Here is a 12,035-nt window from a genome sequence, read left to right on the forward strand (position 1 = left end):
AATTCCAGGAGAGCCGGGCTTTGGTCCGGCTTTCTGCTGTCAGGATGGGCCGGAAAGTTTGATCCCTGGCCTCAGCAGCAGATCCCAGCAATCATCGAGCTTCACGACGATCCGGTCTGCCAAGGCTTTTTCATAGATACGCTGCAGGAAAAGCCGCGCGCTGGTTGTCGGGCAGGACGGACGCAAAACGCCATCCGTCTGACGTAGAGAAGTTTCTTCCGCTTCTGTCAGATCACCGACAGTGCGGAATGGGTCGGCACCAATCTGAATATTTCGGCTTGCATCGCGATCCAGTATCCACGGAAACGGATTGACGAAATCCAGTGTCATCAAACTGTTCAAATGGACGCCGTTCTGGCTTTCGAACTGCTTGAGCGCCTTGACAGCGCGATCGGCGGAGACCACCCAGAACATCTGGTAGTCGAGTTCGGAATAAAGCTGCCAGTTTGGAAGTTGTCCCGCCTCCGCCAGCTGGCGGTAGGCCCCGGCGTTCGAGGCATAATGGGCCCCCAGCAGGTTCACTCGTTCCATGATATCCTTGCGAGTGGAAACGAGGCCCATCGTTTTTACATCGGTGACTGGTGCTGTCACATAGGTCGGGGCAACGGCGACAAAGCGTAGAGCGCCCTGCATAACCTTGGTGATCGTCGGGATCGCGGTAAATGCGACGAGACAATAGACAATCAGTCGGCGTCTTTCGGGCAATTTCGGTGTTTTGAGCAGCACCGCGAGAAGAACCGGCCAGAGAAAGATGAATTCCTGGCTGCCGGTATTCTGTGTCTCAAGGAAAATGCCAGCGGCTAGTGTGACGCCTATCCACAGCCAATCGCGATCCAGCAGCGCAGCGACATTCGCTGTTGCCGGTTTCTTGAGAAGATTGTGCCAATGTTCCGTAAGGGGACCCCAGTCCAGCCAGAACAGGAAAAGTATCAGAGCGGCCGCCGCAAGGATGACGTCGAGCTTGATTGAAAAAACAGTCAGAAAGCGAGGCAGGAGCAGGCCCTCGTTTAACCTGACCAGCGCTGCGATGCTCTCGACATAGGCAGACACCATTCCATGATTGAACTCGAGTACCAGAAGCGCCACGGCAAAGATGCATAACGCCAGCAATACATGGCGCCACAGGAGACGGCCTGAGAGGGTCGCATAGAGACCGATCAGTCCACCTGCCAAAAAACCCGTTATCTTGGTGAAGAACAGCGCAAGCATCGTCAACGACGCGATGACGGCGAGCTTTCGGCCATTCGGCAAAAAAACCAGTGCGCTCACAAGAGCATAGAGCAGCAGGGAAGTATGGCGATTGTAAATGCCGAAACCGTTGACGCCGGGATAGGAATGAAAGCTCTGTGTGTTGGTCGGGCACAGCGCAAAAACGAGAAATGGAACAAGGATCGCAAAGGCGATCTTTCGGCTCTTCTTGTCGATTTCAGCGAGTATGATTGCCATCAAGGGTGCGGCAGACATCAGCACGGACCATTGTGCAATCAACGTAGGCTGCCCGCCGGGGAAAAGTTTTTGAAGCCAGTAGAACTGGTAGTATTCAACGGCGCCGACGGGTGCGAGAAAATCCACAGCCGGCACTTGGCCAAGATTTATGCGTTGGGCTGCATCGAGATAGATATAGGTATCCCAGTACATCGGGCCGATTGGAACGACCAAGGGAAGGGACAGAAGGACTGCCAGACACACCAGAACAAGCGCCAACAATGCCAACGGTGAGAACATTTGTGCTGAAGTTCTGGTGGAGCTTCTGGAAATATTCGGCATTCGACTTCGACTCAGGTTCCGCGGCGCGTGACCACTATCCTTAGAGCTTTAATCCTCCACATTGCGTTAAACGCCCGCCCGAAATTTATCGAATGCTCCTATAAAATACGGCCTGTTTATTACGCGTCGCGGCGTGTTTTCGCCATGTCGCAAACAGGCCTTAGCGATGGACATATGAAACGCCATAGTGCAAAAAATTGTTGGAGCCGTTCCGGCCATCGATCGATACCAAAGGACAGGGTGAAATGAAGACTGAGGCGCGTGTTGTCGTTATCGGCGGTGGGGTAGTAGGTGTTTCGACACTCTATCATCTGGCCAAGAAGGGCTGGAGTGATGTTGTCCTGATCGAGCGCAAGGAACTGACATCCGGTTCAACGTGGCACGCTGCCGGTCTGCTGCCCTTGTTCAACATGAGCTATTCTGTTGGCCAGATTCACAAATATTCGGTCAAGTTCTATCAGGAACTGCAGGAAGAGACCGGCATGAATGTCGGCTTCACCAATTGCAGTAATATTCGCCTCGCTCGCACGCAGGATCGTTGGGACGAATATATGTATTATGCGGGAGTGGCCGAAACGATCGGCGTTCCGGTGAAACTCTTGACGCCCGAACAGGTCAAGGAGATATGGCCGCTTGCCGAGATGGACGGAATTATTGGCGCTATCCAACATCCGGAAGATGGCTATATCCAGCCGGCCGATCTGACGCAGGCGCTCGCCAAGGGTGCGCGCGATCTTGGTGCAACAATCTATCGCTATACGACCGTGCTTGGCATCGAACAATTGCCGTCCGGCCAATGGCTGGTAAAGACCGACAAGGGTGACATCACCGCGGAACATGTGGTGTCCGCAACCGGCAACTTTGCCCGCAAGACCGGAAAGATGGTCGGCCTCGATGTGCCGGTTATTCCCGTCGAGCATCAGTATATCGTGACCGAGCCGCACCCGGCAATTCTTGAGCGGAAGGCAAAAGGCTTGCCCGAAATGGGTGTTTTGCGCGAAAGCGACAGTTCCTGGTATATGCGCGAAGAAAATGGCGGCTTGCTGCTTGGACCATACGAGCGCGGAGCCCCCGTCTGCTACGTCGATGGCCCTTCGGATGCCAGCGAATATGAATTGTTCCAGGAAGACCTCGACCGCCTCGAACCGCATATCGAAACCGCGATTGCGCGTGTTCCGGCATTTGGTGAAGTCGGTATCAAGAAGGTTTATAATGGCGCCATCGCCTATACCCCCGATGGCTCGCCCATCATTGGACCTGCGCCACGCCTTAAAAACTTCTGGTTGAATGAAGGACACTCCTTTGGTGTCACCGCTGCCGGCGGTGCCGGCTGGCAGCTGGCCGAGTGGATCGTCGAGGGCGAACCCTCCATCGACATGATGGGCGTCGATCCGCGCCGCTTCGGTCCCTACGCGACCGAAGGGTACCTGAAAGAAAAGAATGAAGAGGCTTATGCCGAGGTTTTCTCGGTTCATTACCCAGACGAGGAGCGAGGTGCTGCCCGGCCCTTGAAGCGTTCGCCCTCCTATGATCGCCAGAAGCAACTCGGTGCCGTGTTTGGAACTGTTTATGGCTGGGAGCGCGCCAATTGGTTCGCACCGCAAGGTTACGGGCTCGACGTTGCCAAACTCGACAAGCCGGATGTGCTGATGAACCACAATCATCCGAAACCTGATGCTGACGGCAAGGTCAAGGAGCTCTGGTCGTTCCGGCGTTCCAACTATTTCGAACATGTCGGTCATGAGATCAAGAATGTGACGAACAACGTTGGTCTTCTAGACATGTCGGCTTTCGCCAAGATCGAAGTGTCCGGACCTGGTGCCCGCGCTTGGCTCGACTCGATCCTGGCTAATCGCATTCCGAAAAAGCAGGGCCGTATCGCGCTTTGTCATCTCTTGACGCCACTTGGTGGGGTTCGTTCGGAATTCACAGTCTATGAGTGGTTGCCAGGGATATTCTATCTCGTCTCGGCGGGGGCTTACGAAAATCACGACCACGATTATTTGTACAAGCTGCTGCCGAACGATGGCTCGGTAAACTTGCGTCCTATTACACAGATGTATGGCGTTCTCGTTCTGGCAGGACCCAAGAGCCGCCAGGTTCTGGAGAAACTAACGCGTGTCGATCTGTCCAACGAGGCGTTTCCGTGGCTTTCCGGCAAGGAAATCAGCGTCGGTACGGGGACAGCGCATGCGTTGCGAGTCAATTTCGTTGGCGAGCTTGGCTGGGAACTACACCATCCAATTGAACAGCAGAACACTATTTATGATTTGTTGCTCGAAGCCGGCGCTGAGTTCGGCATCAAGCCCTTCGGTATCCGTGCAATGACAGCGATGGCGATAGAAAAGTCGTATCGCTTGATCCCGCGCGAATTGTCTATCGAGTACAATGCGTTTGAAAGCGGTCTCGATCGCTTCGTTCATCCCAACAAGGGAGAGTTCATCGGACGTGACGCTGTGGTGAAGGCGCGCGAAAACGGCTTGAAATGGAACTTCGTCACGCTGGAAGTGCATGTGCCAGGGATATCGGACGTCGATGCACGCGGCAGTGAACCGATATACGTGAATGGCGAACTGATTGGCCGGGCTACCCATGGAGGTTTTGGCTGGCGCCTGGGAAAAAGCATAGCGCTTGCGATGGTGAAGCCCGAGTACTCTGCTCTCGGCACTCAGGTCGAGATAAAGATATTGGGAAAAACACATAAAGCGACCGTGATTCCGGAGTCGCCCTTCGATGCCGAAAATGAGCGCTTGAAGGCTTAAACCTGTCGAAAACCGATCTTGAGAATGGCGCCAAAGGGCGCCATTCTTGCTTTAGCGCCTTGTTCAACAGAATGTGATCGCGCTGGAAGTGGCTTTGCGTTCCTGCGATTTGAGTTACACTTTAGTCTATGTCATCGCGAAGGAAGGCTTTCAGCAGTTTTCTAACACTGGCGGCGTTATTGGCCAGTTCTCAAACGCATGCTCAAACAGCAGAGACCGATGTCGATGTCGAGCTGGTTTTGGCCGTCGACGCATCCCGATCCATGGAAACTTTCGAGCAGAAGATTCAACGCGATGGCTATGTCGCGGCGCTTCGGCGCAAGGACGTCGTCGATGCCATACGCGACGGTATTCACGGCCGTGTGGCCATTACTTATGTTGAGTGGGCTGGATCGAACGTACAACGAATTATCGTTCCCTGGACGTTGGTTGATGGCGCCGACTCTGCGGAAAAGCTTGCGGATGCGCTCGACCAGCCAATTCCCGCAACGCAAAGTCGTACATCGATCTCAGGGGCTATCGATTTTTCCAGTACCCTCTTTGACAACAATGGCTTCAAGGCCTCGCGAAGAGTTATCGATATTTCGGGCGATGGCGCGAACAACAATGGTCGCCCAGTAGCTGACGCTCGCGATCAGGCGATTGCCAAGGGCATTACGATCAACGGGTTGCCATTGATGACACGTGGAGATTTCTACTCCGACTGGGCCGTGAAGGACCTCGATCTCTATTACAGCAGCTGCGTCATTGGCGGACCGGGTGCTTTCATGGTCCCGGTCAATTCCTGGGATCAGTTTCCGGAGGCTGTGCGCCGGAAACTGGTGCTGGAGTTGGCGGGGGATACACCTACCACGCAGAAAGCAGATTGGCTGCCGTCACAGACGCTGCCGCTGATCCTGGCCCAGGACAAACCGCAAATCGATTGCCTTTCAGGCGAGCGAATATGGCAGAGGCGGATGCAGGATTGGGAATCGAGATAAGCTACGCTGCAATCAACTGCTTGCGATCAGCGCGTTCCTGCTGCGGCGAACGGCCGTAGAGTTCACGGTAGCATTTGGAAAAATGCGATGCCGAGACAAATCCGCATGCAACTGCCACCTCTACGATCGGCATGGATGACTGAATCAACAGGTGCCGGGCGCGGTCCAAACGGATCTCCAGATAATAGCGGGCTGGCGAGCGCCCCATTTCCTGGCGGAACAGGCGCTCGATCTGGCGGCGGGAAAGGCCAACATGGTCGGCAATCTCGATCAAGGACAACGGCTCGGAAAGCCGCGCTTCCATCAATTCGATTATTGTCAGGACCTTGGAGTTTTGCACACCGAGACGCGCGCGTAACGGCAGTCGCTGACGGTCATGTGGGCTGCGTACACGGTCAGTCAACGCCTGTTCACAGACACGATTGACGATATTGTCGCCAAAATCATCGCCGATGAGCTTGAGCATCATATCCAGTGCGGCCGTACCGCCGGCGCAGGTGTAGATGTTGCCGTCAACCTCGAACAGGTCGGCGTATACATCGGCCTTTGGAAAGGCCTCAGCAAAACCTGGAAGATTCTCCCAATGGATCGCGCACCGCTTGCCAGAAAGCAGGCCAGCCGCTGCGAGAATATGCGCCCCGGTGCAGAGTCCGCCTACAGCGACGCCGCGGTTGAATTCTTCGCGAAGCCAGGCAAAGACTGATTTGTTGTGGAATTTCTCGACGTGAATGCCGGCGCACACAAAGACCATGGATGGCCTTTCTTCGCCGGTCAGGTACCGCCTCTCGTCTTCCAATGATGTGTTCGCGGCGCATTCCACGCCGTTCGAGGCCGTGACAGGCTTCGCATCCACAGAGGCCAGACGCCAGCGATAGGCTTCATACCCGAGCATGCGATTTGCGATGCGCAGTGGTTCGATGGCTGTCGCAAATGCGATCATCGAGAAATTCGGCACGAGAAAGAAAACGAATGAGCGCTTATTGAGACCGATGTGATCCATGGTAATTCCAGGTTCCCGTATTTGGCTTTAAGGCCATGTCGCAACTGAAGTAATACCTTCAACTTACGGGCGTGGTCTCGAGAGCTTTTTTGCAGATAGAACCATAGAATTATTCTAAATGGAAGGGCGATAACCTGTGTCGCAAAAGCGCAGGTATCACATATGATAAAAGGGAGCAGATAGATCGTTATCTGCTCCCTTGAGTCGACTGTTTCATGATTTTATGACCGCGAATTCTTTAGCTGGTTGCATTCGCCGACTTGGCGCTCATAGAGGTCTGGCCAGCCGATGTCGCAACGCATGTTCTCCGGAAGTCCGTCAAGTGCCATCTCGGTAGCGCGCAAGCGGCGTTCCCGGATGAAAACTTCGCGTGTGGTTCTGATTCGTGCAGCCAAGTGAGTCGTATAATCCGCGAGATAGGTCGCAAGGCGTTCGGCGAAACTTCTCGTGTCACTCTGATACAGGTTATCGCAAGTGCTCATTTTCCTTCTCCTTTTTTCAACAGGAGCACCATTTTGTTTGATGTCCTTTGATGAACTTGACTATCGCCCCAAGTTGATGTTCAATCAAACGAAATTACGAAACACTATGTTTCAGAAAAATTGATGAAGGAGAATGCGCCATGTCAGCCCCGATGCATCATCCCATTCCGATCCTCGACCTGGATGTGTTGCGTACCTTTGCAATGATTGCTGAGACAGGCAGTTTCTCGAGTGCTGCAAATGCTGTGTTTCGTACCCCTTCGGCTGTTTCCATGCAGATCAAGAAACTGGAGGAGACCCTGGGCCACGTGCTGCTCGAACGGGACGCGCGTTCGGTCAAACTGACGCCGAGCGGCGAAGTTCTCCTTGGTTATGCAAGGCGCATGCTGGCTCTCAATCGCGAGACAGTGGCGAAATTTATAGCACCGACGGTTTCGGGTGTCGTTCGGCTCGGTGCGCCAGACGATGTCGGCGAGCGGGTGCTTCCGTTTGTCTTGAAGCGTTTTGCCGAATCTCACCCGGATGTAACCGTCGATGTAGTTATTGATCAAAGCAATAGTCTGCGCAAACGCCTTGATGAGCAGCGTCTCGACGTCACGTTGGTCAATGTCAATGAGACACTGGCCAAGATGGATGACATAGAAGTTCTCATGACTGAGGAGATCATCTGGGCGGGCGCCAAATGTGGGACTGCCCATGAGCGCAACCCACTGCCGCTTTCAATGTGGGAAGAGGGGTGCATCTGGCGCGCCAACGCGATTAGTGCGCTGGAAAGTGCGGGCCGTGAATATCGCGTTGCCTATATGAGTGCCCATACGATGGGGCAGCGTGCGGCAATCGTTGCGGATCTTGCCGTTGCACCTTTTTCGAAGTTCCTTCTGGAAGACAACATGGTACAGCTCGGCGCTGAGCATGGTCTGCCGCCACTCGGCGAATCCAGGCTCGGCATGCTCGTTGCGAAGAATGCAGGTGCGCATGTTAAAGCTGTCGCACAGCATCTGCGGGTTTATTTTGAGGGATATGAGCGGACGGGCAAGCTTAGCTGCTAGAGACCTTTGCCAATCCATCCTGACAGCAATCTGATGCGATTTTCTGCGCTTCCGATGCTCACGGACCAATGCGTCCGCTGCGCTTCGGTTCTCGAAAACCACACCAGCTGACTCATCAGGTTGAATTCTCAAAAGGTCTCTTATCTGTTAGCGCAATAATGTTTCAATGCCCTGACGAGCTCCAAACTCGTCTGCTTCTGCGAGGCGGTTTCAAAACCGAGGCGCCTTGCTGCTTGGCTTACGAGCGGAGCAGCGACAGAACAGGATGAATGAATTTCGGAGAACGGAATGCGATCCCACAGCACACCGATATTGCCAATGTTCACGCCGGAACCGGGCATGATCTTGATCCTGCCAGCAGCAAGTTCGAATGTCGCTTCCAGGTCGTCGACTCCGTCACGCGCGGTCGGCGACCGTCCCGAAGTCAGGATTCGTTCAAATCCAAGCTCGATCGCCATGCTGACAGCCTCAGCAAGATCGGGGACGAGATCGAACGCGCGGTGCAGTGTAACACCGAGGCCACCGCATTGCCTGACGAGGCGTTCGAGCGTCGTATAATCCAGTTCACCATTGGTGAGGTTGGCGCCGAAGACCACACCAGCAAGCCCAGCGGCGCGCATCACATCGATCTCGCGCAGCATTGCGTCAATGTCGGCTTCATTAAAAACGAAATTGCCGGGACGCGGACGGATCATGGCGTATATGGGAATAGGGGAGACAGCAGCCTGTCCGATCAGTCCCGGTGTCGGCGTCAGACCGCCGAGTTCGAGCGCTGAACAGAGTTCAATACGATCGGCTCCTCCGTTGATCGCCGCCGCCAGTCCGGCGGGGCTGTCAACGCAGACTTCGAGCAGGATGCTCATTTTGCTATTTCCATCAACCCAAGAACGCCCGCACCGATGAGACCGGGTTCAATCTTCAATTCTGCAGGAACAACCAGTGGTTTATCGGTTGTTCGCAAGATACGTGCGCGAACTGCCTCATCCAGGCGTTTGATGAGCTCTACAGAGTTGGCGAGCCCGCCGCCAACGGGTACGATAGACGCGCCAACGATGTTGATCGTCATCGCGAGCGGGCCGCTGACGACATCTATATAGACCCCAATAGTGCGTTCAGCCGCTGCGTCCCCGGCATTCCACGCCGCTATAATCGCGGTACTTGGCAGACCAACGCCGTGCAAGTGAGCGTGCAGTCGTTCCATGCCGCGCGCCGCGCCCACTGCATCAACGCAACCAACCTGGCCGCAGCCGCAGGCATAGCGTGGAATGACGACGGGCGGATTGCCTGCAAGGGTGGCGGAGACCGGGCCGTGACCCCATTCGCCAGCAAAGCCGCCAGCACCTTCGTGAATTTTGCCGTTGATAATTAGGCCACCGCCGACACCGGTGCCAAGGATGACACCGAATACAATGCGATGACCGCGTCCCGCGCCAACAACAGCTTCAGATAACGCAAAGCAATCGGCATCATTGGCGACGAGAACGGGCCTTTGCAGTTTCTCGCTTAGATCGGCAACCAATGTACGGCCATGAATGCATGGAATATTGGCGCAAGTGATCTTGCCCGTATCGGAATCAACCACCCCCGCGATGGAAATCGATATCAAGCTTCTGGGGTCAGCGCCTCCATCCGCCGCGATCTTTTCGACGACTGAGGCGAACGCATCAAAATCGTTCAGCGGCGTCGGGATTTTGGGGAGCGGTCTTATATCTTCGGGTAAATAGGCGATTGCGCCTTTGATGGCGGAACCGCCAATGTCAAAGCAGGCTATCATGGCAAGCTGTTTCCGGAATCAATCATGGATTTGTGATAGCGGAAATTGACTGTAGGACAAAGTTATTCGCGGTTACGCCGTGCTGCACGTTCCTCGCGCGACCGCCGGCGTGGCGCCGCATCACCGGCAACGCCATCCTCGCTGACGTTTTTGCGCGGCGGCAGCGTTACGGCCTGCGACAGTTTCGGGAAGGGATCGATCTTGTTGGGCAGCGCCATTGCATTCACGAAGAGCTGCTGGAAGTTCGGTTCCAGCGCAGTCTCGATCTTCTCGATGCGGGCGACCTCCCTTTCAATCTCGCGACGATGATTGCGGTTGAGTAATGCCATCAGCGCGCCCGTGCCGGCCGCATTGCCGACAGCCTTCACTTCGGACAAGTCACAGTCGGGAATGAGACCGAGCACCATGGCATATTTCGGATCGATGAACGAGCCGAAGGCGCCTGCAAAACGAATCGTGTCGACCGTATCGACGCCCTGCTTTTCCATCAGAAGCTTCACGCCGGCATAAAGGGCGGCCTTGGCGAGTTGAATGGCGCGGATGTCGTTCTGTGTGACTGTAATGCGCGGCTCGCCGTCACGCAGGAGGTAGGAGAAGGTGCGGCCGTTAGCCATGATGCGCGGGCTCCGCTCAGCCATCGTTCCATCAATGACGCCGTCTTCAGAAATGATGCCTGCAAGATACATCTCCGCGACCACCTCGATGATCGCCGAGCCGCAGATCCCGGTGACCCCGATCGTTTTGGCGGCCTCCTGAAAGCCGTCCTCGTCGGACCACTTGTCGACTCCGATTACGCGGAACTTCGGCTCGAGGGTCTGCGGGTCGATGCGCACGCGTTCGATCGCGCCCGGGGCAGCGCGTTGTCCTGATGAAATTTCGGCGCCTTCAAAGGCTGGGCCGGTAGGTGAGGACGCGGCGACCACTCGGGTGCTATTGCCGAGCACAATCTCGGCATTGGTGCCGACGTCGACGAGCAGCATCATCTTGTCCTGCCGGTAGGGCCCTTCCGATAGCGTGGCACCCGCTGCATCGGCACCGACATGGCCGGCTATGCAGGGCAGCATATAGAGGCGCGCTCCGAGGGCGACCTCGATGTCGATCTCCTGCGCCCAGTACTGCAGCGGTCCAGAGACGGCAAGCGCGAACGGTGCCTGACCAAGCTCAGTCGGATCGATGCCGAGGAACAGGTGATGCATGATCGGATTGCCGACGAAGACACAGTCGAAGATATCGTGCCGATCGACATTGCCTTCCTCGCAGACCTTGCCGATCAGCTTGTTGACCGCCTCGCGGACAGCCTTGGTCATCGCCTCGCGTCCGTCGGGATTCATCATCACGTAAGAGACCCGGCTCATCAGGTCTTCGCCAAAGCGGATTTGCGGATTCGATGTGCCAGAGGAGGCGACGATGCGGCCAGACAGCAGCGAGACTAAATGCATGGCGATGGTTGTCGAACCGATGTCACAGGCTATGCCGTAGGCTTCGTTCTTCAGGCCTGGATACAATCCGATGATAAAGGGCCGAGAGGAATCCATGTCACGGTGAATGGCGGCGGTCACTCCCCAATTGCCCTTGCGCAAAATGCCCTGAACATGGGGGATCAGATGCGATACGATGAGCAGATCCTTCCAGCCCCAGTCTTTTTCCAGCACGGCTTTCAGGCGGTCGAGATCGCCTAAAGGTTTGTGCATATCGGGTTCCTCAACCTCGACATAGCAAAGCTGGACGGCCGCATTGCGCTCTATAACGCGGTCGGTGGCGGCTTTGCGGACCACCTGCGCGTTGACCTGGACATCCTGAGGTACGTCAACGACGAGATCGCCCTGTATCGTGGCGGAACAGGAGAGACGGCGCCCTTCGGGCAGGCCGCGCACCCGGTCGTAACGATCTTCCTTTGAACCTCTGGGGGAAATGTGGTCGAGTGAGGAGACGATCTTGTGCTTGGCAAAATTGCCTTCCTGCACTTCCACCTGGCAGCGTCCACAGGTGGCGCGGCCGCCGCAGACGCTCTCAACGTACACGCCAAGGGTGCGTGCGGCCTCCAAAATGGGTGTACCAACGGCGAAACGTCCGCGTTTACCCGATGGCATGAAGAGAACGAGCGCTTCCTTTGCCGACGCCTCTGGTGCTTTGACGGGTGCGTTCACGATCGATACTCCAAAACTTTCAGGCGAGGGGCAGTTTAGCTGCCTCCCGCCTTTCTATGCTGGTCAGTTTGCGT

9 protein-coding genes are annotated in these 12,035 nt (G+C 55.6%); 3 read left to right on the forward strand and 6 right to left on the reverse strand.

The window, feature by feature from the left end:
- Nucleotides 1-39: 39 nt before the first annotated feature.
- Nucleotides 40-1,725 carry a hypothetical protein gene (locus C7476_RS04475; protein ID WP_114428709.1) on the reverse strand — a complete coding sequence of 562 codons (1,686 nt, stop codon included), beginning with the start codon at nt 1,723-1,725 and terminating at the stop codon, nt 40-42.
- A 287-nt stretch (nt 1,726-2,012) separates the two neighbouring features.
- Between C7476_RS04475 and C7476_RS04480 the strand changes: the two genes are divergently transcribed.
- Both C7476_RS04480 and C7476_RS04485 read left to right on the forward strand, forming a co-directional pair.
- On the forward strand, nt 2,013-4,529 hold the full coding sequence (locus C7476_RS04480; protein ID WP_114429021.1) for a GcvT family protein: 2,517 nt from the start codon (nt 2,013-2,015) through the stop codon (nt 4,527-4,529).
- Nucleotides 4,530-4,708: 179 nt separating this feature from the next.
- The gene (locus tag C7476_RS04485) at nt 4,709-5,509 is read left to right on the forward strand and encodes a DUF1194 domain-containing protein (RefSeq protein WP_245426109.1); all 801 of its coding nucleotides are present in this window, start codon (nt 4,709-4,711) and stop codon (nt 5,507-5,509) included.
- A gap of 1 nt (nt 5,510) precedes the next feature.
- Here the strand turns inward: C7476_RS04485 and C7476_RS04490 are convergent, their stop codons facing one another.
- Together C7476_RS04490 and C7476_RS04495 are read right to left on the reverse strand one after the other, a co-directional pair.
- Entirely contained in the window at nt 5,511-6,509 is a 999-nt protein-coding gene (locus C7476_RS04490) for a GlxA family transcriptional regulator (protein ID WP_112528712.1), read from the reverse strand.
- A gap of 221 nt (nt 6,510-6,730) precedes the next feature.
- A complete protein-coding gene (locus C7476_RS04495) occupies nt 6,731-6,991 on the reverse strand; it encodes a hypothetical protein (RefSeq protein ID WP_114428711.1) in 261 nt (86 codons plus the stop codon).
- Between the two features lie 140 nt (nt 6,992-7,131).
- Between C7476_RS04495 and C7476_RS04500 the strand changes: the two genes are divergently transcribed.
- Nucleotides 7,132-8,040, forward strand: a complete 909-nt coding sequence (locus tag C7476_RS04500; protein WP_112528708.1) for a LysR family transcriptional regulator — start codon at nt 7,132-7,134, stop codon at nt 8,038-8,040.
- 140 nt (nt 8,041-8,180) lie between these two features.
- Here the strand turns inward: C7476_RS04500 and C7476_RS04505 are convergent, their stop codons facing one another.
- From C7476_RS04505 to C7476_RS04515, 3 genes are all read right to left on the reverse strand, one after another.
- Nucleotides 8,181-8,903 (reverse strand): copper homeostasis protein CutC, encoded by a 723-nt coding sequence (locus C7476_RS04505; RefSeq protein ID WP_114428712.1) that lies wholly within the window; start codon nt 8,901-8,903, stop codon nt 8,181-8,183.
- A complete protein-coding gene (locus tag C7476_RS04510) occupies nt 8,900-9,814 on the reverse strand; it encodes an ROK family protein (protein WP_114428713.1) in 915 nt (304 codons plus the stop codon). The genes C7476_RS04505 and C7476_RS04510 overlap by 4 nt, the downstream gene beginning before the upstream one ends.
- A gap of 62 nt (nt 9,815-9,876) precedes the next feature.
- Entirely contained in the window at nt 9,877-11,904 is a 2,028-nt protein-coding gene (locus C7476_RS04515) for an ASKHA domain-containing protein (RefSeq protein WP_114429022.1), read from the reverse strand.
- Between the last annotated feature and the right edge of the window lie 131 nt (nt 11,905-12,035).

Origin of the sequence: Phyllobacterium bourgognense (assembly GCF_003337575.1) — a bacterium.
Taxonomy (GTDB): Bacteria; Pseudomonadota; Alphaproteobacteria; order Rhizobiales; family Rhizobiaceae; genus Phyllobacterium; species Phyllobacterium bourgognense.

Bases quoted from the DNA above. Each gene is read 5' to 3' on its own strand.
- C7476_RS04475 (WP_114428709.1), bottom strand. From the start codon at position 1,725: ATGTTCTCACCGTTGGCATTGTTGGCGCTTGTTCTGGTGTGTCTGGCA.
- C7476_RS04480 (WP_114429021.1), top strand. From the start codon at position 2,013: ATGAAGACTGAGGCGCGTGTTGTCGTTATCGGCGGTGGGGTAGTAGGT.
- C7476_RS04490 (WP_112528712.1), bottom strand. From the start codon at position 6,509: ATGGATCACATCGGTCTCAATAAGCGCTCATTCGTTTTCTTTCTCGTG.
- C7476_RS04495 (WP_114428711.1), bottom strand. From the start codon at position 6,991: ATGAGCACTTGCGATAACCTGTATCAGAGTGACACGAGAAGTTTCGCC.
- C7476_RS04500 (WP_112528708.1), top strand. From the start codon at position 7,132: ATGTCAGCCCCGATGCATCATCCCATTCCGATCCTCGACCTGGATGTG.
- C7476_RS04505 (WP_114428712.1), bottom strand. From the start codon at position 8,903: ATGAGCATCCTGCTCGAAGTCTGCGTTGACAGCCCCGCCGGACTGGCG.
- C7476_RS04510 (WP_114428713.1), bottom strand. From the start codon at position 9,814: ATGATAGCCTGCTTTGACATTGGCGGTTCCGCCATCAAAGGCGCAATC.
- C7476_RS04515 (WP_114429022.1), bottom strand. From the start codon at position 11,904: ATGCCATCGGGTAAACGCGGACGTTTCGCCGTTGGTACACCCATTTTG.